The sequence below is a fragment of the Clostridium sp. UBA3061 genome (assembly GCF_002367465.1).
GTDB lineage: Bacteria > Bacillota > Clostridia > Clostridiales > Clostridiaceae > Clostridium_J > Clostridium_J sulfidigenes.
The window spans coordinates 366,409-391,087 of record NZ_DFCF01000010.1; the positions used below are offsets into that span (position 1 = coordinate 366,409).

A 24,679-nucleotide genomic window follows, 5' to 3' on the forward strand; every position below is an offset into this window, starting at 1 on the left:
TCTAACCTCATTTTTAAACTCCTCATATGTTACAAAAATTATTATTCTAAATAATCGCTTAGCTTTGCAATTTTATACTTTGTTCCGTAAACTCCATTCTCATTATTAGTTAAGAAAATATCTAAGGCTTCTGCTGTATAATAACTTTGATTGTTCATGTGCATTACTATAATATTCCCTCTACCTTTGATTAAACTTTCTTCTAATGAATGAACAATTTCTTGGGAAGAACTACTTTCATAATCATGAGTTGAAATATTTCCATTAATAGAATATTTAAATCCACTTTCAAATACCTGTGCTAGCCCTTCCTTTTTAACAAGTAAAGTTGGTGGTCTAAAGTATGGTCTTAATGAATTTAAATCACCTATAACATTAGCCATAGCATCATAGGATTTAACTAAAGAAATCTCCAATTTATTCTTGTTTGTATCTAAAGTTTCATGATTATAGTTATGACTTCCAATATCGTGACCATTAAATGCAATGGTTCTAAGTAAATTAGGATTAGCATTAGATACATCTCCGTTAGTATCAATGTACTTTGATATTACAAAAAAGCTTCCTTTTACTTTATGTTTATTAAGTACATCTAAAATCTCATTAACCACAGGATCTCCTCCCCAATCATCGAAGGTAAAGAATATTACATCTTCACCATTGGTATCAATAGTCCCTGTCTTATCCATTAAAACCTGTTCCTCTTCATTTAAATCACTTAAATCCACATATTTATTACCTATGTAATTAGATTTCATCATAGATAAAGCTTCTTCATAAGACCTCCTAATTAATGAGTTAATATTATTCCCCGCCATCCTATATCTCCCTAATTGAGAAGCTGATTCCACAGTATGTTGCAATTCACTTAAAGTCTCAACAGAATAATTCAATGGCTTTTCAACTAAAACATAGGATTGTGTTGCTTCATTATACTTATTAGCATGTCCATTTTTTACATAATTAGAGGTAATTAATTCAATAATATTTGCTACAGTATTCTTATCTTCAAATAAATCTGAGTCTAGCCTAAAGTAAACAATCTCACCTTTTCTTAATGACATATAGGTATTTAAATTAAGATAATCCCTTACAACTTCTTCTGCATTCATGTTTTTATATTTATGATTAATAGGAGATTTAGAATAAGTAAACAGTTCATAACCCTTAATACCATGAATTTTATTGATAACAGATAAAGCTTCTTGAACCTCAACATCAACATAACCATATCCAGGCATGTATGCTTTAGTATTTACACCAATCTTCCTTAATAAATTATCTACTTCATATATTTCTTTACAAATCTCTTCTGTAGATTTGTCTAATAAACTTGAGCTAACTGTTATTCCTCCATTGCCAATTTCATGACCTTTCTTTAATATGTTAGCAATTCTATCTGGATACTTTTCTATTTCATCCTTAGTGACAAAGAAAGTTCCTTTAGCCTTTATTTTATCTAAAGATATTAAAACTGAATTTAATGCAGTTTCATTATCTAATCCTCTAAAGGTATAGGATAATGCTTCTTTAGTAGTGTAAAACTCTGAAATATTAGGAGCAAGATTACCATTATTTTTTTTTATTAGCTCCGTAAAATTTACTAAATCTAAAGAATTTTTTTCTTCACTATTTCCTTGTGAAGTATTTTTTTCTTCTTTATAACTTTCATCTATATAAATCTCATCTTTATTTGACATATTTTCAGGTGATGAAGTTTCATCATAACTTTTCATTCCAGCTAATTCATTCACTTGGACAACAGTTATTTTCTGTTCATCTATGGCCTTCAACAACCATTCTACAATTTTAACAACGGTTATTTCTTCTCTTTCATCCTTAGTAGATTCATCTATCCCTGCTTCTTTATCTATAGCTGGCTTTTCCCCTTCTTTTTCTCTTTCATATTCGAAATCATCAAGAACACCATTAACCTTAATGGAAATAATTGTGCCCTTATTTAATTTGTTTACATAATTCTGAGCCTGCCCATAATCCTTGAAACTTTGATAGCTAAGATAATGATCACTGTGAACCACATACTTATTACCTGAGGCGTATGCTGCCTCTAGGACTTCATCAGTGTATGTGGTAGATTTACACTTTAGTAAATTAGATTTCTCCTTAATTATAGTTTCTATTATCTTATTACCACGGCAAAAATCAGTAATTAATTCTTTCTGAGATAACTTTTCCATATGCCTAGCATCTGAAAGAGTTTCGCTTCCTACTACATGCCCCGCTTTTTTAATGTTTTTTACTGTGGTAGGGTCTTCTCCAGCTTTAATACCTGGAATAAAAAAATTTGCTTTTACACCATACTCATTTAATAATTCCACTATTTTTCCCATAGTATTAGCATCACTAATTCCTTCAAAGGATAGAGCTAGTACATTAGAAGAGGTTTTTGCATTAGTTATAACTTCAGCTTGTTTTTTACTACTTAGTAACTTTAATGCATCCTTTATCTCTGCTGATGCATCATACTTATTTTTATCATTTTTAATCATATTTTCAGTATGATTGTTCTTAGTGTAACCCTTATATGTAAAGGCTCCTAATCCTACAGCCACGGTTATAATTATTGTGACGATAATCCAATTTTTTTTCATATTATTTCTTCTCCATGTATTTAAGACTTTATTTTTATTTTAACTTTAAGAATAACTTATTTCAATAAACAATAATTATTGATTATTGAAATGATATACAATTATACCACAATATTTTATTTTGAATCAATATATTATTAATTAGGTTATGTTTAAAATTACAGTAATAGAATAAAAGCTATTGAATATTACATTGAATATTCAACAGCTTTTTTAAATTATTCAATTATTTATTTTAAATTCAGTAAATTATATATATTAATAAAAAGCTTTTACCCTATTGTGTAATTATTTAGATGGAGCAGGTGATTTTACCACAGTTAATTCTAAAATTTCATCATGTTTATTACCAACATTCATCTTAGTTTTAAATGGTATTTTTAATAAAGTGCCTTCTTTGTATTCATTAATTTCTTGGTCATCTAATCCAATTGATAACGTGCCTTTTAGTACAGCCATATATACATTAGAATTTGAAAAATGCTCTGGAAGTCCTTCTCCTTTATTAAATATCATGTGTAAGTAATGAACATTTCCATCTGAAATAAGCATTTCAACTGTTCTACTATGGCTGTTAGTCATTTGATAAATTTTTTCAACCATTATAAATTCCCCCTTTATATCTTTATTTTTTAGAATATATTATTTATACTTAATTGCCTTTGCAGGACATTTATATATAGCTAGTTTAATCTTTTCACTTTCTTGTGATATTAATATATTTTTATTTACCTTTGCTTTTTTATTTTCTAATATAAAATCTTCTGATGCTATCCTTGTACATAATCCACAACCAATACAAAAGTCCTCTTCTATAATTAGTATTGCATCTTCCTTTTCTATAATATCTTCTTTAGGTAATTCTTCTTTTTTAACAAATCTTGAAGTGATAATTGCCATTATAATAATAGATATTGTAGTTAAGCTCCATCGAATCACCATAAATTTAGGACCTAAAAACTTAGATTCATTTGCTAGCATCGGAATCTTAATTACTGCCCAAGCACTTAAGATTATTACTATATTTGCTATGCTTGCACCCTTTTTTATAAGCATCTTACATACAGGAAAAGCTGCATAAATAGGACCTGCTGAAAAACTACCTAGTAAAAAGGAAAATATATATCCTTTAACCCCTGAACCTTCACCTAGTGCATTTTCTATAGTTTTTTTAGGAACCCATCCCTCAATGAGAGATGTTAGTAGAAGTATTACTGGCATTATTATAAGCATTTCTTTCACATAATATAAGCTATTATTTAAAGCCATAATTCCTTTATCCGGCATAAAAATCAATAAAAACAAATAAGCTAAAATAACAAAAGTTAATAACATATTGTTTTTTACTTTTTTAATAATTAAACTCATATTATCACCCCCATGAAAAGTGCTATAACCACAGCAAATATAAAGCTTAATGAGTTTCTAATCAATGCAAACTTAACACCAAATTCTCTTCTTTCAAGAGGAAATGTAACAAAACCAACCATGGTAAGAGTTGTTAAAAATGCCACTATAGGAACTATACTAGCTCCTGCATTTACTAAGGAACCTACCAGTGGAAAAGCAACAAAAGCTGGTATTAAAGTGATACTTCCTACAAATGCAGAAATAATTGTGGAAATAAAAATATTAGATTGGCCTAAATAATATTTAATTATATCTGGTGGAATGAATGTAAGTATTAATCCTATAAGAAAAAGTATTCCTATAATTTCTCCTATCATGCTTTTCATTATTCCCGTTGACATTTTAATGGAGTTAAAAGTTTTCTTTTTATCTTTATTTATGGACCAAATAAACCAAGTCAATGTAATTACCCAAAGAATTATTGTGAATATATCCATTTTATTTTCTCCCTTCAACATCTTTACTTGTATTATAATTTGTTTTAATATTATAATCAGTTACCAAGGTAACTAATTTTGAAAAAGGAGAAATAATAATGTTAGATTTTATTTCTATTCTTGAAAATACAGAATTATTTAAAGATATCTCTATGAGCACTATTAATCATTTATTTGTACAAGATTCTTTCAATATAAAAACTTATAAAAAAAATTCCGTAATTTATTTTCAAAATGAAAAATGTGTTACTTTTGATATAGTCCTGAAAGGAATTGTCTCTGTACAAAGCACTGATGAGAAAGGAAACTATATCTCAATAAGTGATTTTACTATCGGAAGTGAACTAGGAGGAAATCTGCTTTTTTCCCATAAAAACTTTTATCCAATGATGGTTCTAGCAAAAACGGAAGTAACACTTATACACTTAAAAAAAGATTTAGTTTTAAGTCTCTGCCAAAGTAATACTACTTTTTTATCTAAATTTCTTCACTCCATCTCAGACAAAACCTTAATTTTAACAGATAAAATAAAAACACTTTCTCTTAAATCTATAAGACAATGCATAATTGACTTTCTAATGTATGAAAGCTATGTTCAAAAGAGTAATATAATTAAACTAGAAGTAACTAAAAAGGATTTAGCAGAAAAATTTGGGGTACAAAGATCCTCATTATCCCGTGAATTAAATAAAATGAGAAAAGATGGGTTAATAGAATACGATGCATTTTCTATTACAATAGTAAACCTTGATAAATAGATAAGTGGTAGACCTTTAACTTAAAAAGTCCACCACTATTTTTATTTAAGTATATCAATGGTATTTGCACTAGCAGCCTTATTGGCAGGAATTATACTAGATACTATACCTATAAATATGGAAATTCCTATAGCTACAGATGCAGTAAATAGACTTGGTATTATTGCCATATGCATAAAATAAGATATGATATTAGCAATTATTATTCCAAATACATATCCTATCACTCCACCAGTGACAGTAATAACTACACCTTCTACTAAAAATTCTCGCTTTATATCTTTTCTTCTGGCTCCTATTGATCTCTTTATTCCAATTTCTAAAGTTCTCTCAGAAACAGAAGTATAAACCATGTTCATAACCCCTATTCCTGCAATAAATAATGATATACCAGCAACTCCAGCAATAAATAAAGTTAATGTATTTAGTACTGAACCCATCATTTTTATTATTCCGCTGGTATCCATTACCATATATTCTCCTTCAGCTTTTTTAGAGCCTTCCTCATTAAGGACGTTTTCTATATCCTTAATAGTATCCTTAACATTTACTCCATTAACTAAGGTAATACTCATACCTTGAACTACATCACTGGAAGGGAAAAACTTATCATAGGTGTTCTTTGGAATTTGAATATCTGGTTTAAAGCTAAAGCTAAACTCCTCATCTTCATCAGATTCTATAATACCTACAATTTCAAAGGTAATACCCTTTAAGGTTGCAATACCTCCAATTAACTCTTCTTTCTCTTCAACCTTATCACCAATTAGGCTTTCTCTTAATACTATGGTTCTTGTTGAATTTTCATTATCTTTTTCACTTAAATTTCTTCCTATAATCTTTGGAGAATCAGTTTTTTCTACCTTTGAAGCCATTCCTTGAATGGCAGCTCCCCTTACTTGTAAATCTACAAGCTCACCATATTCATTGCTAGAATATATATATTCTACTGATTCAATTCCTTGTAATCTTTCTATAGCTCTTTTATCATTATTATTAAAACTATTTCCTGCAGCATTAATATGTTCCGCATTTGATGGAGTAAACATTGCATTTAATACAACTTTACCTTCGTTTTCTCCTGTAAAGTCTTTTATAGTTTTATTCTTATACCCCTCCCCTAATGCAACTATGGTAATTACTGCTGCTATTCCTATTATTATACCTAACATAGTTAAGAAAGATCTTTTTCTATTTCTTATAAGATTTCTTAAAGCAGAAAAAATTAGAACACTAAGCTTCATCTAAAATTCTCCTTCCTTAAGCTCACCATCGAAAATAGACATTATTCGATTAGCTTGTCTTGCTACATTTACATCATGGGTGATTAAAATTATAGTAATTCCTTCATCATTAAGTTCTTTAAACATACCCATTATTTCCTTAGATGTATGGCTATCTAAAGCACCTGTAGGCTCGTCTGCAATTATTATATCTGGATTATTAATTAATGCTCTAGCAATAGATACCCTCTGTTGTTGTCCTCCTGATAATTCAGTAGGATACTTATTTATTTTACTCTCAAGATTAACCTTTTTTAATAGTTCTACAACTCGCTTCTTGGTTTCCTTTATTCTATGACCTCTATAAAGCATAGGTATTTCAATATTTTCTTTTATTGAAAGCCTTTTTATAAGGTTAAAATCTTGAAATACAAATCCTATCTTTTCATTTCTAAACTTACTTAAAGCATCATCTGAAAAAGAACTTATATTTTTATCTAAAAATGTGTAACTTCCATCAAACTTTTTATCCAGCAATCCTAATATTTTCATAAGTGTTGATTTTCCTGATCCAGAGGGTCCCATTATTGCTAGAAACTCACCCTTATTTATCTCTAAATTAACATCCTTTAATGCCTGAAGAGCTTCATCCCCAGTAACATAAAACTTATTTATGTCTTTTAATTTAATCATAATTATTTGCTCCCTTCTAGTACCGTAGAAGGATTTTTAATCAACCTATCTCCTATCCCTATAGCTCCATCTAATAAATAATACTTATCATTTTCTAAAGTTGCTTTTATTTCTATATCTTCATAAGATTCGCCTTTTTCCTTAAGTATATGTATCTTAGAATCTTTTTCATATACATAATCTTTAGGTATTTCTATTCCTTTGTAATTGCACTTAACCTCTAAGCTAAACCCTATTCTGATACTCTTTTCTGGTTTTATGTAAAAATTGTATCCTGTTGTAGTTCTTCCTGGTTCTTCAATAGGTAGCTCGTCAATTTCAGTTATAGTACCTTTAATATATTCTCCACTACTAATAACCTTTAACATTACTTCATCATCTATTTTCAAATTCTTTACATCAAATTCAGAAACTTCTGCTTTAACTAAAGGCTCTTTAGATATTATTCTCATATAGGCTACAGTTGGGTCATCTATACCCTTGCTATTTACTTTCACTACTCCATCTATATCTGCAACTATATCTTTACCTATTTTTTTCTTTAAAGTATCCCTTTCAGTTACTATTGACTTGTTTCCCTCTTCATAACTTGCTACTTCAGTTTCTATGCCATTAACTTGATTCATTAACATTTCTATTTGTTGAGAAACTTCTAGTTGCTTACCTTCAAGGACATCTTTTGTTTTCAATAATTCATTATATTGACTTTGAGCTTCTTTTTCTTCTGATGTACTAAGCTTAGATATTTCACTCTTAACTTTATTTAGTTCACCACTTATTGCATTTAAATCTCCTTGTAGCTTATTAATGCTTGTGTTAACTTTATCCTTTTCCTTCTTCACTCTAGATACTTTGCCATTATTGGAGGTTATTTCCCTATCATACTGTGCTATTTGATCTTCAACTGCAGTATTAAGATAAGAAAATAATACATCGCCTTTCTTTACCTCTTGTCCATCTTTAACTTTAATATCTTTTAATTCTCCTTGTGACTTATCTACTATAATAATTTGCTCATCACTTATAATACTAATACCATTAAATTTTAATGTTTCTTCTCCCTTGATTTCATAACTATCTTCATGAGTAATTGTTGTCTCCTCTTTTGGTCCTTTTAACTTTATAGCAATTATTACTGCTGAAAGTATTATAAATAATACTACTGCAATGACAATTAGTATATACTTTTTCTTCTTTGAAAGATTGAAATCCATCTTCAAATTCTTCACTCCTTGTCCTATTCTATAATAAATAAAGAAGATAGNNCTATCTTCTTTATTTATTATACACTAATTTTATACATTCATTGTATTTTTTACTTCTTCATTATATTTTATTTTTTTAAGTAGGCTGAATACCATTAGATATGATATTATAATACCTATTACACCAACAATTATTGAAACAATCACTACTGGTGCCATACTATAATCCATTGTAATTAAACCTAATAAAAAGTTAACAGGATAGTATACTGCCAAAGCATATACTGCCGCCTTTTTCCACATGAAAATTCCTATAGAAATAAGGATAATTATTATACCAGATATGATTGAATATACTACCATACCACTGCTAAGAGCAGCCTCTGGAACTATTTCAGCTAACGACTTATTTATAATAGCAGTTACTATTGAACTAATTCCTCCAAGAATGTAAAATACTAACACTAATGTGGTCCAAAATCCCCTCGTCTTTTTTTCCATTTTATAATTCCCCCTTATATAATTATATTAAATAATTTCTAATACTATTTTAGCAGAAATCTATACTTTTTTGTATATATTACTTAAAATTACTATTTTTATACCTAAAAGTATGTGGAATTAAAAACTATAGAATTTTTTATGCTATTTCTATTTACTAAACACTTCCTAAATCTTCGACTTCTTTTTTATATTTATCATATAACTCTTTTAAATTAAGAAATTCATTTAGAAAAGCTCCTCCATGCTTTAATCCTTCATCAATATACTTCATCCCTTCCTTTGCAAAAATAAAACAATATTTTACTATTTCTTCTTTAGCAACATTACACTTTATATATTGGGGTATTGCTTTCATATTTATATGATTTTGAATTTGATTATAATAAAATTGAGCTATTACATAATTTTTTAGCTGGTCCCTATCCTCAAATTGACTCCATTTAATTTCAGATGCATATACTTCTTCTTTAAAATTTTTAATTATATAATCGAATATAGTAACAGATGAATCTATTCTCCTTTGTAAGTTATGTGATAAATTATTTGAATGAATTCTATAATTTATTACTGCACCATCTACTTTTCCATAATTCCAATTATATTTTATTAACTGCAGACAATTCAATGTATCTGCAGAAAAATCATTGTTTTTATAAACTATCCAATTTATTTTGTTGTCCTTAAAAAAGTTCAATCTATGAAGACAATTCATAGGTATAATACCCGATGCAGATTTAAAAATACGTTCAATGACCTCATCTTTAGGATGAACTTGGTAGTTCCATTGCTGAACTATTATATTATCTTCATCCACTATATTAAAGTCACTAAATACATAGTCCTTATTGGTATTTTTTTCTAAATACTCTACAAATTTGTAAATAGCATCCCTTTCTACAAAATCATCACAAGCAATCCATTGAAAATACTTCCCCTTTGCGTTACTAATAATTTCTTGAATTCCTTTTGATGCTCCACCTGAGTTCAGACTATGATAAATTCCGCGTATATTTTTATGTTTTTTCTCATAATTTCTAATTATTTCATCAGAGCCGTCTGTTGAACAGTCATCTATAAGTAAAATTTCTATATTAGGATAGGTTTGATTTATAAAAGAATCTACACATTTTGATAAGTATTTATTACCATTATAATTTGTTATTCCTATAGTAACTAATGGTTGCTCAATCATTGAAACTTTTTTTATTTCAGATAGAGTTATGAATAATGCCTTTAGTTTTTCTATTTGATCCTGCAACTCAAAATCATTCTTAACAAAACAATTATACTCTTGAGAATCATATTTACTATCAATTACCATCTCAAGAGCATCATTTATTGTATTCCAAATTAAACACTGAGGATATATTTCTTTTGCACCAACAAAATTATGGATTATAGGTTTTATCCCTTTTGCCATAGCTTGCATAACACTAATGTTTTGTGATTCTAAAATACTTGTACATAATATATAATTTTTATCTTCTAGCCATTTATCTAGGTTATCCTGCCAACCCTCATAAACTACATTATTTTCTAATTCAAATGCTTTTATCATTTGATTAAAATACAAAACATCTCTAGTATCTTGAAATTTACCAGCAATATATAATTTGTATTGGCTGTTTTTATCATATATAGCTTTAAAAGTATGAAGCAATAGCATAGGTCCTTTCTTATAGTTTATATAACCTACATACGCAATATTAAACCCAGGTTTTCTATCTTGAAAAGTCCATTTAGGAATATCTATACCATTAGGAATTACTATGGTTTTTTCTTTATCAATATTGAAATTATCAATAGTAAAATTCCTTATATGTTCTGCTACAAATATGATTTTATCAACATTTTTCCAGTAAACATTACATGGATATTCAGTAAAGGATTCATAGCTGTGTATTCTACATATAATATTCTTTTCTTTAGCAATGCTAAGTTTACTTCCATAGGATATTAATTCATCACACCACTCAAACCAGCATATATCGGCACACTTCATCCCTTCATCAATTTGCTTTAAATTTGTTACCACTATTTTTTTAGTCACATAGTCATGAGATAATCCATTAATAATATCTTCTAAAAAACTATCTAGCCCTTGTTTTACAAAAAAGACAATATTTTTTCTATTACTTTTCTCAGAATCAACTCTCATACTACTTACATTTTCAACCATACTATTGCTCCTTCATTATTATTATTAAATATAGTAAGAATAGATACTTATTCTATTGATAACTTATCCAATAAAATCTCATTTATCTTTACCATATCTTATGTTAATTAGTAATCATACAGTTTTATATTAATTTGAACAAAAGATTACTAATTATAGTAGAAACTAATAATCTACTCCTTATATGAACCATAAAAGCTTACAGTCTCTATATCTCCTGGATTTTCCTTTGGTACTATAGCCATATTATAGATTTTATCTACATAAAGAGGACTACTATTTGATAAATTGTTATATTCATCAGTTATATAATAATTATCTGTATGTCCAGTACCACTTCTTGTTACTCCAATATTTACTATGGCTACATACTTTGAATTCTCTGCAACAGTTCCCTTGACATTTACCTGTCTTATAGTGCCTTCCCCTTTGTTACAACAATTGCATTCCTTACAACATTTACACTCGTCGTTTATAACCACTTTCAAAAATGGAACAAGATATCTATCCTTACATATTGAAGAACCAAATTGTGTAAGAATGCTATTACTTCTATCAAGTAATGCTATACCTCTATTACTTAATTTATTCTGTAACCATAATACAACAAAATCAGTTAAATCCACTGTTATAGCCACATCTGAAGTTATTGGATGAAAATTTTTTTTAATATTGATATCTACTTCTGGTCGATTATTGAAAGTTGTATAAGTGCTGAAATAATCACATAGGGGGTATATTGAAAATATTTTCCTACAATCATTATAAAAATTATTTGTCTTAAACAATACAAGTTCTGCACTAGAAATTGATGCATTACTTGGTATACTAGAAATATCAAAAAATAGGTAACTAATATAGTTGTGTATACCATCACTACCTACAGTTATAGTAGGTTTATTCATATTTCCGTTTATCAATTTACTGGTTACCGTAAGACTCTTAGTAGCATAAATTATTATATTTGACAAATTTGTCACCTCTTTTTTAATCCATTAGTTTAAAGCATGGAGCAATAAATTGCTCCATGCCATTATAAATAGTTCTAGATGGTATATGACCATGCAGTTACTACACCAGTAGATTCGTCAACAGTATCACCTGTTATAAATTTTGGTACAATTGACAAAGTATAAGAGGTATTAACAGCTAATGATGTTCCATTTGCTGTATTATCATAAGCAATTACTCTATAAAACGATCTATCTCTTCCTGTTGAAACAGCGTTTGTAACATTAAGTCTAATGGTTAAATAAGCAAGACTATTTCTAGCAACAGTGCCTGTAACTCCAACAGAACGAGGTGTACCAGTTTGAGGAGTATCAAAATCAATTGTTAAAGCCATAAAATTCATCCCCCAAATTTTTTTAGGATTTTGCTCCTGATATATTATATGACCTTATATACAAAATGTGATTTTAAATTTATTATCCTGTAATTACTTTTCTAAATACAAGTATAGTAGTTATACTTTTTCTCCTTCACTCTATTTTATTTCTCACAAATAGAACTAAATATTATTATATAAATAGTAATGTTTACTACAAGAACAGTTCATTAAATTTTTACATAGTATATATGGTAAAACTAATAGAATATTTTATTTATTCAACAATGAAGGTTTTATTTAAAAGAGGAGATAATATATTATGAAAAATGAAGTAAGCTTGTGTATGATTGTAAAAAATGAAGAAAACTATTTGCCAAGCTGTCTTAACAGCATTAAAGATATTGTGGATGAAATTATTATTGTTGATACAGGGTCTACGGATAAAACTGTAGATATTGCCAAAAGCTTTGGGGCTAAAGTTTACTATTTTCCTTGGCACAATAACTTTAGTGAAGCTAGAAATGAATCACTAAAGCATGCTACCAAAGATTGGATACTCATATTAGATGCAGATGATGAATTATCCCCTAAGAATCAAGAAAACTTGAAAGATTTACTATACAGACAATTAGATGAAAATGCGATTTACTACTTTGAAACATTAAATTATTATGGAAATATTGTTGATGATAATTCAATAACTATAAATTTAAATCCTAGACTATTTAAAAATAACCATGGAACTCACTATGAAGGAGAAATTCATAATCAATTAGTATACTCAGAAAACAAATATAAAGCAATTTATCAATTAATGCAAATTAATCATTATGGATATATGACTAAATCAATAGAATCTAAGAATAAAAGAAATAGAAATATACCTATTTTAAATGATCAAATAAAAAAAGACCCCAATGATTCCTTTGCTCACTTTAACCTCGGTACTGAATACGCAGCATTAAACGATAATGAAACTGCGTTAGAACATTACTATAAATCCTATGAGAAATTTGACCCATACAACGGATATAGTTATTTACTAATATTTAGGATAATTTTCTTAAACTATAAAATTAAAAATTATGATACAGCTTTTAAGTTCATAGACATCGGTATTAAGCATTATCCTAAATTTACTGACTTATATTTTTTAAAATCTCTTATTTTTAAAGATATGAATATGCCTACACTTCAGATAAAAGCTCTTAAAGAATGTATTGAGCTAGGTGAAGCACCATCTGAATTAAAATGCTTATACGGAATAGGAAGTTTCAAGGCATACTATGAGTTAGGCAATGCCTACTTCGCACTAAAAGACTATGATGCTGCATACAATTATTATATTGAAACACTTAAATCAAAGTCAGATTTCCTTAATCCCTTATACCTTATTGGAGATATATTAAAATTCAAAAATACCCCAATGGATAACTTTAAAAGGATTATAGAAGATCTTATTTCTAGTTCTCCAAAATCTAATCATATTATTGCAGATTTGTTTTATAATGAAGGACTCTATGAAATAGCATTGGAATACGTAGAAAAATGTGAACTATCTGAAACTATTACTGAAGAGCTGGTATTACTTAAAGCTAAATGTCTTGTAATGTCTGGTTCCTTTACCAAGTGTATTGACATGACCAATATAGTTGATGATAATTCTTCAAATTTATATTTTTCAATGTACAAAGTTATAAGTAGTGTATTAACTAATAATTATGATAAGGCGTTATCCTTATTATCCAATTTTAAAGAGGATTCCTTATTAGGTTACAATAAAAAACTATTAGAAGTGTATTCACAGTTTTTAAAATTATTTACCAAAGAATCCACCACTCTTTTATCCGAAGATGAAAATGAAAGGGAATATCTTGATATTATTCTAGAAATATGTGAAATATTGCTTATAAATGATAAATATGACGAACTTAAAATAGCTGTACACTTACTAAATTTAATAAATAATAAATTTGTGCTTCTTAATCTAGGAAAACTATATTTTAAACATGGATATATTGAGCATGCCAAAAAAGAAATCATTAGGTCAATAAAAGAATTTGAAGTTTATGATAGTGATAGTCTAGATATATTGCAATATTGCATTAATAATAAAGACGTCTCATAAATCTATATAATTAAAGACTCCCAAACGTTAATTTAGGAGTCTTTATTAGTTCTATACTATACTATATTATAGTATACACTTTAATGCATTATCTAAATCATTTATTATGTCTTCCACATTTTCTAGACCAACAGCTATTCTTATTAATCCATCACTAATACCAGCCATTTCTCTTTCTTCTTTAGTGTATGGTGAATGTGTCATTGATGCTGGATGTTGAATTAAAGTTTCAGCATCTCCAAGACTTACTGCTATTGTACAAAGCTCTGTACTGTTTATAACTTTCTTACCTTCTTCGATTCCACCTTTTACCTCAAAAGCTATTACAGCTCCTGGTAAAGACATTTGCTTTTTAGCTAATTCATATTGTGGGAAGCTTTCTAAACCTGGATAATATACTTTTTCCACTGCATTATGTCCTTCTAAAAATTTAGCTACTTTCATAGCATTTTCACAATGTTTTTCCATTCTTATTTCTAGAGTTTTCATACCTCTAATGATTAAAAATGCATCAAAAGGACTCAAGCTAGCTCCTGTCATATCCTTTACACCAAATAATCTAACATTTTTTATAAATTCTCCACTTCCAACTACAAAACCAGAAATTACATCTCCATGACCATTTAAGAATTTTGTTCCTGAATGAATTACTACATCAGCTCCAAATTCTAATGGTCTTTGAATATATGGAGTACAGAAAGTATTATCAACCATTACTATACAATCCTTATTTTGGTGAGCTATCTCACTTATAGCTTCTATATCTGCAACTTCAAGGTTTGGATTTGCTGGTGTTTCTAAATAAACTACCTTAGTATTTTCTCGCATAGCCTGTCTTACTTCTTCAAGATTGGTGGTATCTACAAAAGTTACCTCAACCCCATATCTGCTTATTCCATGATTCAAATAAGCATAGGTACATCCATAAAGAGTTTTTGCTGCTACCACATGGTCTCCAGCTTTTAACACTGTCCAAAATGCTGATGCAACAGCTCCAATGCCAGACGCTGTAGAAATTGCCGCCTCTGCACCTTCTAGCATTGCTAACTTATCTTCCAATTGAGTATTTGTTGGATTTCCAAGTCTTGAATATATATATCCACCTTCTTCAAGAGCAAATCGTCTACCACCTTGCTCTGCAGATTCGAAAGTAAAGGTTGCTGTTTGATGAATAGGAGTAGCTAAAGCACCAAATTGATCCTTAACGTGTCCACCATGAATTGCTCTAGTAGCAAAGCCCATTGTTTTTAAATTATTCCCCATTAATTTGACCTCCCAATATAAATTATTTTTACAATAATATATAGCAATTCTAGTGCCAAATTAAGGATAATTTAAGTGATACTTAGATCTAGGTGAATATAGTTTTAGACAAAGCTTTAATAACAAGGAAAGGAGAATCTCATTTATTTTTATAATATGCAACTCTTAATATTTATACTAATTTAGTGTAAATATATCTTTACTTATCAGAATTTTTTGTAAATGTTTTTTTACATCTGTAAATTAATTTTTACATACTTTAATACAAAAACACCTACATTTTTATATGGTACTTATTAATTTTATTCATTATTGTAGTATGAGAAACTTTAAGTACACTTGCAGCTTTTCTATAACTCTTATAATTATCTATAGTTTTTTTAATAATTTCTTTTTCACATTTCTCCATTATATCTTTTAATGGTAGCTGCAAATATTCATCAGATTTTTTATCTATAATCTCTTTAGGTCCATAGCTATAAATATCATTCTTAAAATTAATAAAAATATCCTCTGCAGTTAATATGTCACCTTTGCATAAATTCATTGCTCTTTCTATAACGTTTTGTAACTCTCTAACATTTCCAGGCCAATGATATTTCATTAACTCGCTAATGAAATCAACATCAGCGCCCTTTATATTTTTATTTAATTTATAATTTAACTTCTCTATAAAGAACTGTACAAACATCGGAATGTCCTCTAATCGTTCCTTTAATGTTGGAATATACATAGGAACTACATTTAATCTATAATATAAATCTTCTCTAAAAGTTTTATCCTTAATCATGTTCTCAAGATTCTTGTTAGTTGCAGCTATGATTCTTACATCTATGGATTCTTCTTTATTACTACCAATTTTTCTAATTTTCCCTTCTTGTATCACTCTTAATAACTTTGCTTGAATAAAAATAGGCATTTCTCCTATTTCATCTAAAAATAAAGTTCCTCCACTAGCTTCTTTAATAATACCATCTTTTCCCCCTATCGTTGCACCTGTAAAGCTTCCTGGCTCATATCCAAACAACTCACTCTCTAATAAGGTTTCTGGTAATGCTGCACAGTTAATAGCAATAAAATTCTTATTACACCTAGGGCTTATGTCATGTATTGCCTTTGCAAAGACTTCCTTACCCGTACCACTTTCACCTCTTAATAACACCGTTGAGTTACTCTTTCCAATAGTCAAAGTCATATTTTTAACTTGCTCTATTGCCTTGCTTGTACCAATTATGTTCTTGAATTCCCTATCCTCTATTGAATCTATTATGGCTTTTAACTTTTTTTCTTTCTGTTCATAATATAATAAATCCATTTCTTTAACTGAAATAATATCTTTAATATTACAAATCTCTTTCATTAGTTCCTTCTTTAACCCATCTTCCATGTCCTCAACCTTTACACATACCTTTTGAAAAAACACTTCCATAGAAATCAAGTTAATTTTCCTATTGTAAATTTTCTCTAATATCTCTACTGTAATTCCCAATCTATCTCTTGTAATTATCTCAAATCTAATCATACAAATCCCCCTTTTGTAAGAAAGTACTATGTTTAAAAGTGGCGTTACAAGACTTCTATTGTAACGCCACTTAAGCTATCCCTTAAAATATAAAACTTTATTTTACTTAGATTAATTCTAAATTATTAATATCTAATTTATAAATGACATCTTTTCGTTCCACTATAACATTGATTTTTTTCTTTACTTCTTCATTTTCTATTATCTTTGAAATAAGCTCTTTAGTTGGATTTATAGCATATGGATTTCCTACAGATTTAAACATAGTTAAATCCCCAGAAGTATCTCCATAAGCATAACTTTTACTTAAATCTATATCATATTTTTCTTTTAACTCCATTAAAGCATTTTCTTTACTTACAGAATCCCACATTGGTATAATTTCACCAGTATATTTTCCGTGGTCATCGGCTTTATAAATGGTACCCCTAAAATCGTCCATTTCATATTTCCCTGCCATCTCTCTTACAAGCTCTATGGGAGATCCAGAAATAGCAATTACAACATGACCTTGTTCCTTATGCCATTTAATTTTATCCCTAGAAAATGTATATACCCTATCACCTTTCTGATTAATCACATTTCTAGCTATATGTTCTATATGTTCTTTACTCAAACCCTTAGTTGCCTCAATATAAACGTCAATCATTTTAAGTAAATAGGTATCATAATCCCCTTGTCTAATATCCCACTTGGAAAAAGCTGGCCTAACTTCATTATACCATTTATCTTCTTCAACTAACTCATATTTTATTATTTTCTTAAAAACTTCTGTTATTAAACCTTCTCTATAGATAGTTCCATCTATATCAAAAAATGCTGCAATCTTTCCCATATAAAGCCCTCCTTAAATGACACTTCAACTCTACACTTTTGTTAGTAGATTTACTTCTTCAAATAAAAATAAGAAGAAGTTTCCATTATAATATTTTATCTACAATAACATATTTATGATTTAAAGTCCAGTATTCATAATAGGGTTCACTAATTTGGATTTTACTAATCTATTAAATAAATCCGTCATTTTCTATTATTATAATAATTAAATATTTTATACAAAACCTACATAATAAAAGGCACCCTTTTGTCAATGACATTTTATTAGGAATGCTTTTAAATTTCATCATCTAGTAACCATTTAATCAAAGAAAATCTCACATGTTTAGGAATTTTATTTTCATTTTTTGTTTTAGCTTCTTTTAGATTAGATAAATTCTCGACACTCTTAACATTCATTTGTTGTTTTAAATCTTCATTTTCTTTTTCTTTTTCATCTAATTTCTTTTCCATTAATATTTTTTCTTTATCCTTTTGTAACAGCATCTGCTCTAAACAACTATTTTTCTTTTTTAATACATCATTATCATACATATATATATTAATTTTCTCTTTTTCATTGTAAAATTTATATTTCAAATTTGATATTTGATTTTTTTCATACTGCATATCCTCTTTCAATGTTCTTAATTCTTCATAAGTCTCTTTAAGCTTTAATTCTAATTCTTCTTTTTCTCTTTTAAGTATTTTAACTTTTGAAAAATAATTTTTTAACTCCTCCTTTTTAAATATAGAATTTTCAACCTTATGCTCTAGGTTTTTATTATTCTCTACTTCAGTATCTATTGAATTTTCTAAAAATTCCGGCAAAAACATTTGTTCCTGTCCATTAACATTCACTACATATATCTCATTAATAAAATAATTGTTTTGTTTATCTTCTATATTTTCTTGATAAAATACTTTCTTAGGCAATATCTTATCAAAATGCCTGTACACTTGAGGATTGCTAAAATTTTGTCCACAGTCTGCAGAAAAACATCCATAAAGCTTGTTATCGCAAATCCACAAAGCCCATAACACCCTATTATATAATATTAATGTGCAAGAATTAATATTTACATGTTGAAACAGTATAGTATTTTTTTGCAGCCCTGCTTCCTTATACTGGTAAATCACTCTGTTAACATGATCATCTTGAGTAATAAACAGATAATGCTTTATATTTTTTTCTACACAAAAAGTAAAATCTATGTATGGTAAGAGAGACATGTGTATAACTTCTTCCTTTCCCCATCGCCCTTCTACAACGTGGAAATTTCTAGAAATTAATTGATATACTCCAGCTACCATAGTGTTTAATAAGATTATATTAGATTCACACGCTTGGCAAGTACCATACGGAAACTTAGAGTAACATTCTAAATTAGCAATTATTTGCGGTTGAGTCCATAACGTTCCATTTTCAGCAAATTGATGAACTAATATTTCTGAATAAGTATGTTTATCTACTACGTTATATAGTAAATGAATATCCTTGGAGCAAAAAAAAGCTCTAATCCGTATAGGTGTAATTACATCATACTTCATATGGAGGAGAGTTTTATGCGTCCATTCTTTTCCTTCCAATGTAGATAAAATAAGATCGCCACAAATATCCTGACAGAAAACATGAATCTTCCCATTCCACTCCTCCAAAACATAAAAATATTCAAAACTATCTTTATAAATGCTTATCTTCTCTGACCACTCATGATTCATAAGTATTTGATAATATATGCCTTGGTTACTATCATAACAAAACTTTAGTAATCTTCCATCTTTCTGCTTAACCAAAAAACAATCATATTTTTCGTTAGTCATCTTTCTTCTCTCCTCTACAACCTTCACAGTCTCTACAAAATGGAATAAATACTATTTCTTCTACAATTACCTTTGTTGAAATCAAAACACTAACATCAAACTTCAAACTGTTGTTTATAATTACTGGAGTGCCTGTTAATTTAGCAAAAGAATTGATTACAAATTCTACTCCCTCTTGTTCTGCATATGCGGGTATATATAATGTCGCTTTTTGTGTTCCCTTAATTTTTCCTTCAACTATATATTTTTGTTCCCGTTCATCTTTGCATTCTATGTAATAGGGAATATAAAAATCATATTGTAGTATTGAGTATTTTTTTCGACTATCTATAATTTCTCTATTCTTTGTTTCTTTTACAATTTCACACTTTTTAAATACAATTTCTTCCACACTTATAATTTTTTCACCTTTTGAAGATACTTCATTTAATACCTGTGGAAAGATTATTTTTTCTTGATAGGTAGATATAACTTTTTTTGCTAATATAGTGGTTACATTTTCTTGTTTTTCTTCATCTTCACACTCTGCGAAAATAAAAGATTCTTCATCTACTTGAAATTTATTCTGAGTAACCACACCTATATCGTATGGAATACTATTATTCTGTACAAAAGTAAGAGTATCTAAAATAACATTATTAGAAATATCAATCCTTTCAAATACCCCTTTCCCATCATTACTTATACTAGTTACAAGTAATGTTTTTTTATCAGGAGATAATTTAATTCTTTGTAATTCTGGTAGAGTAGTTTTTATTGTTGCTATACTTTCTCTTTTTAAGATATCTATAACTTCAATTCTATGCAACCCACTATTTGCTACATATAAAAGAATCCCGGCCTGATCTAAAGATGTAATATCAGACCCTTTTGGGAAATCTATATATGAAATATCCCCATTTTCAAGATTCAATATAGAGACATTGCCCATATAATTTCCTTTATTAATTCCTTTATTACATATATAAATATATTTTTCATCTTCTCCAATAAGAATACAGCTAGGCGCAGTCCCAACATCTTTGTACACTTTTATCAATTGGAAGTCTGATGTATCATAAACATTTATTTCATTCTGAAAAATGTCCAGTACAAATAATTTCTTCTTCTCCTTGTCAAGTTCTAAACTATCTGCAGCCATAAACCCTTTTATGCAACCAAGCTTTTCACCAGATCTTAAGCTATAAATACATACTTCCTCAGTATCACAGACATAGATTTTCTGAGCTATGAAATCTACTTTTATATTACCATTGTTAGTAATATTCCATGTTCTATTTGAATCATATAAATCCTCAATAAGTGTAACTTTACTATTTCTATCACTAGCTATATACACATTGCTTTTTTCATCAACAATAATACTTAGAGGCCTTGGACCAACATCAATCTCTTTTATAATACTATAACTATCCCCATCAATTATAGATACCTTTCCTGTTCCTAAATGCGATATATAATAGATGATTTTCTCTCTTTTATTAAACATAGACTCGCCTTCACCTCCTCCTTTACTAATAAATCATATTGTGCCATCAGTAAATCTTTATATCATTATTCTAGGTCTATTATATAATTTATCTTAATATTCAATTTTCACTTTTCAGCCTATATAAGTGATTTTAATTATAAATTAATCCAAATAATAACTTAAAGAGTGATCGGTACTAAAACTATATAAAAACTATTTTTGATTCTATTTGAAGTTAGTTTCCGAGTTCACTCTTATACTAAAAAATATGCTTTATGCTTGCTTATTATGCAATATAAATATAAAAAAACTAACCAAGCAAATATTATTCAACTAATTCATAAGTTTGGCTTTTTCCTTCTTTAACAATCTTATACATACTAGTTGGGTAAATATTATTTCTTTGTAATTCTTTTTGTATAGCTTCCATATCTATTTCTTTAAATTTCACTGCTTGAGTACAACTAATATTAATTTTATTAGGAGCAGTAACAAGTTTTACCGCTATATTTTTTCTAACTAAACGCTCGTAAATATATAGCGCCCTGTGATGAGAAGTAAAGACCATGATATAATCGTAATCTTCTATTTTCATATTATCACCTCTATTTTGTGACGCCTTAATTTATACAGGCTCCTTACTTTATTGTATGCTTTAAAGCTGTAGAAGTGACTTTATACTCCATTTGTCCTTCTTCTTAGTAATCGTTCCATAATGGATTGATTCTTTTCTAATTCAAGTTCTTCACTCAATCTCCTTTTTTCTTCATTTATGATCTCACCTTGCTGTTTAATTATTACATTTTCTTCTTGGCATTCTTTCAATTTACTTTCTACCGCTACTTTAATCTTCCTTTCTTCTAGCAATTGTTGTTTTGTATATTCTAACTCTTTTTGAATACTTGTTGTAAGGAGTTCTTCTTCCAAAAACTTTTTTTTTGTTCCCTCTAACTCTTTTTGAATGTTCTTCTGCAATTTCAAGAATATATTACAGTTCTCATCTGACTTCCGCTTTTGTTCTAATATTCTAGCAATTTGTTCCTCATATTCATCTATAAATCTTTGATTTTTTTGTAATTGTAAATTTAATGCTATAATTTTCTTTTCTAAATTTTTCTTTTCTAAATTTACACTAGATAATTCAAGTTTTAAACTTTCAATTGATTCTCTTTCCTGAAGTGTTGCTCCTTTAACTTGATTTCCTTCTTTTTTTAATGAATCTTTCATACTTGTTATAATTTCACTTGGATTAAACAAATACAAATCCAATCCACTAGTTCCATAAATTTTTTTTACTTTAGTAGCACTATCCTTATCTATACCAATAAAACAATTATATCTTTCTACTGTAAGCTCATTACCTCTATCAAAATAAACTACGCTACTCCATTTTTTACCATCAAAGGCTGAATAGGAAATCTTCCCTTGTTCTAGCCAACAAACGTACAATTTATTACTTTTAGTAAATAATATAGGTTCTTTCAATTCTTTTCTACTTTCATGAACTCTGAATTCTTTTATACTTCCGATAATATCTATAGAAACATGATCAAGAAAATAAATAGAGTCTTCTCTAGATTTATTTAGTATATGAATTTCCTGTTGATCCATTAACACTTCAAACCCTATATCCTCTCCTTGAATGCCATAAAGTCTTCTTGCAATCGACCATCTGTGATTTTCAAAGTTACAATAGTTTAAAGATATCTCATCACCTTCATCTGAAATAAAAAATGCATAAATATTACCCTTTTTATTTACATGTACTGAATAATATTCTTTTAAATTAGGTATCAATATAATATCCTGTATTGTGGTAATTTTAGTTTCTTTTCCATTCCATATACAATGCATTAACACTCCATGGTCACTACCATCATTACCTACTAGTAAATAAAAGATGTGCATCTCATCTCCGATAATTTCTACTTTTAAGTTTTGTATTTCAAATTCTTCACTTTCCACTTGATATAGTAGCTTTCCCAACCATTGCGTATCTTTCATAGTACAGTATCTCAGTTCCCCTTTAGTATTACTGTATACCACATGTATTGTCTCATCTACACTAACATAAACATCGAATCCTAGCACCTCTACATCAATTAGAGTTTCTTTAGTCCATTTTCCTTCTCTGTACATAATTCTATAACATAACTCTTTATTGTCGTTTCGTGAAAACTTCCATATGTTATCTTTATAGTCACTATATATCCAAGGATATACACCATTCATACTCACTCCCCCTTTATAAAATTATATTTGAATAAAAACTTATTATGCACTTCTATATAACAAAAAATTATATTAACCTGACTTTTTAATATCACCACTTTAATATTCTGACATATGATGTATTGTAAGTATTAAATATATTTATATTTATCATAATTTTTCAAGAGGAGGAGAATTTATGTCCATTAACTTCAAGAAATTTGTGCCACGTCCTGGTCTTGTAAATAAACAAGGACGTTTACCTGATCCTTCAGAATTAGTTTGCATTGAAGTACCTAAGATTTTTGATCAATGCCTAATTAAAAGATGTCTCGTATACGGCGAAGGTCCAGACACAAATACAACAGATAGTCAATTAAGAAGCGATCCGCTCATTGATCCTAAGAGATATATTGGTAGTAGAGACTTCAATGTAGAGCTACTTTCCGTAGATAAGCTTCCGCTCAAAGGAAAACCTGGTTTTAAAAAAGTAGTTCTTAATTATGTGATTTCTTTCTATGCTGATTATATTGATTGCGATGGCGTAAACAAAAGTGAATTATATGAAATTAATAGGACAGATGTAATTGGAAAGTTCTACTGTCCTGATTCCATAGCTCAAATTTCAGCTAGTTTTGTACCTGTTCAACAGGCTGAAGATTTAGATTCTAACATTATAAAACTTGAAATGGTTGCTGAAGCTCTAGACGGTGAATTACTACAAGATCTAAATGGGGATGATGTTCTAGATATTACTTTAGGTTACTACATTGTTGTAAAATGTGAGCTTATTGTACAACTACTTATCCCAGCTTATGACTACTGTCCAGTTCCAAAAGAACCATGTGAAGAAGAACCTGACGAAGATCCATGTGAGAGATTTGATAGAGCCCCAATTCCTAAGTTCTATCCTGATCAAAACCTAGACCCATTATTCCCAGACTGTGACTGTGACGATAATGAAACTGTATTATCGGACTTGCTATAACTGAAGAATAATTAAGGGTTCTATATCTATATGAATAATGTACCTTCGGTAAAATTAGTAATTGTGAAAGGTGATAATATTTTTAAATATATTATTATATTTTTT

At 28.5% G+C, this 24,679-nt stretch carries 21 protein-coding genes; 3 read left to right on the forward strand and 18 right to left on the reverse strand.

Annotation, left to right across the window (positions count from 1 at the left end; all coding sequences use genetic code 11):
* Positions 1-41: 41 nt before the first annotated feature.
* The 4 genes from B2P65_RS09310 to B2P65_RS09325 all read right to left on the reverse strand — a co-directional run bounded on the left by B2P65_RS09310 (position 42) and on the right by B2P65_RS09325 (position 4,459).
* Entirely contained in the window at positions 42-2,612 is a 2,571-nt protein-coding gene (locus tag B2P65_RS09310) for a polysaccharide deacetylase family protein (protein ID WP_346880039.1), read from the reverse strand.
* 288 nt (positions 2,613-2,900) lie between these two features.
* A complete protein-coding gene (locus tag B2P65_RS09315; protein WP_346846460.1) occupies positions 2,901-3,215 on the reverse strand; it encodes a cupin domain-containing protein in 315 nt (104 codons plus the stop codon).
* Positions 3,216-3,254: 39 nt separating this feature from the next.
* The gene (locus tag B2P65_RS09320; RefSeq protein ID WP_346879224.1) at positions 3,255-3,980 is read right to left on the reverse strand and encodes a permease; all 726 of its coding nucleotides are present in this window, start codon (positions 3,978-3,980) and stop codon (positions 3,255-3,257) included.
* The gene (locus B2P65_RS09325) at positions 3,977-4,459 is read right to left on the reverse strand and encodes a permease (protein ID WP_346879225.1); all 483 of its coding nucleotides are present in this window, start codon (positions 4,457-4,459) and stop codon (positions 3,977-3,979) included. The genes B2P65_RS09320 and B2P65_RS09325 overlap by 4 nt, the downstream gene beginning before the upstream one ends.
* A 98-nt stretch (positions 4,460-4,557) precedes the next feature.
* Here B2P65_RS09325 and B2P65_RS09330 point away from each other — a divergent pair, with 98 nt between their 5' ends.
* Positions 4,558-5,217, forward strand: coding sequence for a Crp/Fnr family transcriptional regulator (locus tag B2P65_RS09330; protein ID WP_346879226.1), 660 nt, complete (start codon positions 4,558-4,560; stop codon positions 5,215-5,217).
* A gap of 41 nt (positions 5,218-5,258) precedes the next feature.
* On the opposite strand, the gene B2P65_RS09335 is transcribed toward B2P65_RS09330, so the two are convergent.
* The 7 genes from B2P65_RS09335 to B2P65_RS09365 form a co-directional block, all read right to left on the reverse strand.
* Complete coding sequence (locus B2P65_RS09335) at positions 5,259-6,461, reverse strand: ABC transporter permease (protein WP_346879227.1); 1,203 nt, start codon at positions 6,459-6,461, stop codon at positions 5,259-5,261.
* Positions 6,462-7,133 carry an ABC transporter ATP-binding protein gene (locus tag B2P65_RS09340; protein WP_346880040.1) on the reverse strand — a complete coding sequence of 224 codons (672 nt, stop codon included), beginning with the start codon at positions 7,131-7,133 and terminating at the stop codon, positions 6,462-6,464.
* Between the two features lie 2 nt (positions 7,134-7,135).
* Positions 7,136-8,347, reverse strand: coding sequence for an efflux RND transporter periplasmic adaptor subunit (locus B2P65_RS09345; protein ID WP_346846897.1), 1,212 nt, complete (start codon positions 8,345-8,347; stop codon positions 7,136-7,138).
* An 81-nt stretch (positions 8,348-8,428) separates the two neighbouring features.
* Positions 8,429-8,839: a hypothetical protein gene (locus B2P65_RS09350; RefSeq protein WP_346846454.1), complete on the reverse strand. Its 411-nt coding sequence runs from the start codon at positions 8,837-8,839 to the stop codon at positions 8,429-8,431.
* 157 nt (positions 8,840-8,996) lie between these two features.
* The gene (locus tag B2P65_RS09355; protein ID WP_346846453.1) at positions 8,997-11,021 is read right to left on the reverse strand and encodes a glycosyltransferase; all 2,025 of its coding nucleotides are present in this window, start codon (positions 11,019-11,021) and stop codon (positions 8,997-8,999) included.
* A 173-nt stretch (positions 11,022-11,194) separates the two neighbouring features.
* Positions 11,195-11,992 (reverse strand): DNRLRE domain-containing protein, encoded by a 798-nt coding sequence (locus tag B2P65_RS09360; RefSeq protein ID WP_150844549.1) that lies wholly within the window; start codon positions 11,990-11,992, stop codon positions 11,195-11,197.
* Positions 11,993-12,066: 74 nt separating this feature from the next.
* Positions 12,067-12,366: a hypothetical protein gene (locus B2P65_RS09365; RefSeq protein WP_150844550.1), complete on the reverse strand. Its 300-nt coding sequence runs from the start codon at positions 12,364-12,366 to the stop codon at positions 12,067-12,069.
* 304 nt (positions 12,367-12,670) lie between these two features.
* On the opposite strand from B2P65_RS09365, the gene B2P65_RS09370 reads away from it, so the two are divergent.
* Positions 12,671-14,479: a tetratricopeptide repeat-containing glycosyltransferase family 2 protein gene (locus tag B2P65_RS09370; protein WP_346879230.1), complete on the forward strand. Its 1,809-nt coding sequence runs from the start codon at positions 12,671-12,673 to the stop codon at positions 14,477-14,479.
* A gap of 66 nt (positions 14,480-14,545) precedes the next feature.
* Here the strand turns inward: B2P65_RS09370 and megL are convergent, their stop codons facing one another.
* The 7 genes from megL to B2P65_RS09405 form a co-directional block, all read right to left on the reverse strand.
* Positions 14,546-15,742, reverse strand: a complete 1,197-nt coding sequence (gene megL / locus B2P65_RS09375) for a methionine gamma-lyase (protein ID WP_346846451.1) — start codon at positions 15,740-15,742, stop codon at positions 14,546-14,548.
* A 274-nt stretch (positions 15,743-16,016) separates the two neighbouring features.
* Complete coding sequence (locus B2P65_RS09380; RefSeq protein ID WP_346880041.1) at positions 16,017-17,264, reverse strand: sigma 54-interacting transcriptional regulator; 1,248 nt, start codon at positions 17,262-17,264, stop codon at positions 16,017-16,019.
* Between the two features lie 106 nt (positions 17,265-17,370).
* The gene (locus B2P65_RS09385; RefSeq protein ID WP_346846449.1) at positions 17,371-18,099 is read right to left on the reverse strand and encodes an HAD-IB family hydrolase; all 729 of its coding nucleotides are present in this window, start codon (positions 18,097-18,099) and stop codon (positions 17,371-17,373) included.
* Between the two features lie 278 nt (positions 18,100-18,377).
* Positions 18,378-19,904: a hypothetical protein gene (locus B2P65_RS09390; RefSeq protein ID WP_346880042.1), complete on the reverse strand. Its 1,527-nt coding sequence runs from the start codon at positions 19,902-19,904 to the stop codon at positions 18,378-18,380.
* A complete protein-coding gene (locus B2P65_RS09395; RefSeq protein ID WP_346877013.1) occupies positions 19,897-21,393 on the reverse strand; it encodes a hypothetical protein in 1,497 nt (498 codons plus the stop codon). Before B2P65_RS09395 ends, B2P65_RS09390 begins: the two co-directional genes overlap by 8 nt.
* Positions 21,394-21,700: 307 nt before the next feature.
* Positions 21,701-21,970, reverse strand: coding sequence for a DUF3343 domain-containing protein (locus B2P65_RS09400; protein ID WP_346846446.1), 270 nt, complete (start codon positions 21,968-21,970; stop codon positions 21,701-21,703).
* Positions 21,971-22,050: 80 nt separating this feature from the next.
* Entirely contained in the window at positions 22,051-23,607 is a 1,557-nt protein-coding gene (locus tag B2P65_RS09405) for a hypothetical protein (RefSeq protein ID WP_346846445.1), read from the reverse strand.
* A gap of 178 nt (positions 23,608-23,785) precedes the next feature.
* Between B2P65_RS09405 and B2P65_RS09410 the strand changes: the two genes are divergently transcribed.
* Entirely contained in the window at positions 23,786-24,574 is a 789-nt protein-coding gene (locus tag B2P65_RS09410) for a hypothetical protein (RefSeq protein WP_346846444.1), read from the forward strand.
* The last annotated feature ends 105 nt before the right edge of the window (positions 24,575-24,679 follow it).

What these genes read in the sequence shown, in the direction of transcription:
- B2P65_RS09310 (WP_346880039.1), bottom strand. Translation starts at nt 2,612, where the DNA reads ATGAAAAAAAATTGGATTATCGTCACAATAATTATAACCGTGGCTGTA.
- B2P65_RS09315 (WP_346846460.1), bottom strand. Translation starts at nt 3,215, where the DNA reads ATGGTTGAAAAAATTTATCAAATGACTAACAGCCATAGTAGAACAGTT.
- B2P65_RS09320 (WP_346879224.1), bottom strand. Translation starts at nt 3,980, where the DNA reads ATGAGTTTAATTATTAAAAAAGTAAAAAACAATATGTTATTAACTTTT.
- B2P65_RS09325 (WP_346879225.1), bottom strand. Translation starts at nt 4,459, where the DNA reads ATGGATATATTCACAATAATTCTTTGGGTAATTACATTGACTTGGTTT.
- B2P65_RS09330 (WP_346879226.1), top strand. Translation starts at nt 4,558, where the DNA reads ATGTTAGATTTTATTTCTATTCTTGAAAATACAGAATTATTTAAAGAT.
- B2P65_RS09335 (WP_346879227.1), bottom strand. Translation starts at nt 6,461, where the DNA reads ATGAAGCTTAGTGTTCTAATTTTTTCTGCTTTAAGAAATCTTATAAGA.
- B2P65_RS09340 (WP_346880040.1), bottom strand. Translation starts at nt 7,133, where the DNA reads ATGATTAAATTAAAAGACATAAATAAGTTTTATGTTACTGGGGATGAA.
- B2P65_RS09345 (WP_346846897.1), bottom strand. Translation starts at nt 8,347, where the DNA reads ATGGATTTCAATCTTTCAAAGAAGAAAAAGTATATACTAATTGTCATT.
- B2P65_RS09350 (WP_346846454.1), bottom strand. Translation starts at nt 8,839, where the DNA reads ATGGAAAAAAAGACGAGGGGATTTTGGACCACATTAGTGTTAGTATTT.
- B2P65_RS09355 (WP_346846453.1), bottom strand. Translation starts at nt 11,021, where the DNA reads ATGGTTGAAAATGTAAGTAGTATGAGAGTTGATTCTGAGAAAAGTAAT.
- B2P65_RS09365 (WP_150844550.1), bottom strand. Translation starts at nt 12,366, where the DNA reads ATGGCTTTAACAATTGATTTTGATACTCCTCAAACTGGTACACCTCGT.
- B2P65_RS09370 (WP_346879230.1), top strand. Translation starts at nt 12,671, where the DNA reads ATGAAAAATGAAGTAAGCTTGTGTATGATTGTAAAAAATGAAGAAAAC.
- megL (WP_346846451.1), bottom strand. Translation starts at nt 15,742, where the DNA reads ATGGGGAATAATTTAAAAACAATGGGCTTTGCTACTAGAGCAATTCAT.
- B2P65_RS09380 (WP_346880041.1), bottom strand. Translation starts at nt 17,264, where the DNA reads ATGATTAGATTTGAGATAATTACAAGAGATAGATTGGGAATTACAGTA.
- B2P65_RS09385 (WP_346846449.1), bottom strand. Translation starts at nt 18,099, where the DNA reads ATGGGAAAGATTGCAGCATTTTTTGATATAGATGGAACTATCTATAGA.
- B2P65_RS09390 (WP_346880042.1), bottom strand. Translation starts at nt 19,904, where the DNA reads ATGACTAACGAAAAATATGATTGTTTTTTGGTTAAGCAGAAAGATGGA.
- B2P65_RS09395 (WP_346877013.1), bottom strand. Translation starts at nt 21,393, where the DNA reads ATGTTTAATAAAAGAGAGAAAATCATCTATTATATATCGCATTTAGGA.
- B2P65_RS09400 (WP_346846446.1), bottom strand. Translation starts at nt 21,970, where the DNA reads ATGAAAATAGAAGATTACGATTATATCATGGTCTTTACTTCTCATCAC.
- B2P65_RS09405 (WP_346846445.1), bottom strand. Translation starts at nt 23,607, where the DNA reads ATGAATGGTGTATATCCTTGGATATATAGTGACTATAAAGATAACATA.
- B2P65_RS09410 (WP_346846444.1), top strand. Translation starts at nt 23,786, where the DNA reads ATGTCCATTAACTTCAAGAAATTTGTGCCACGTCCTGGTCTTGTAAAT.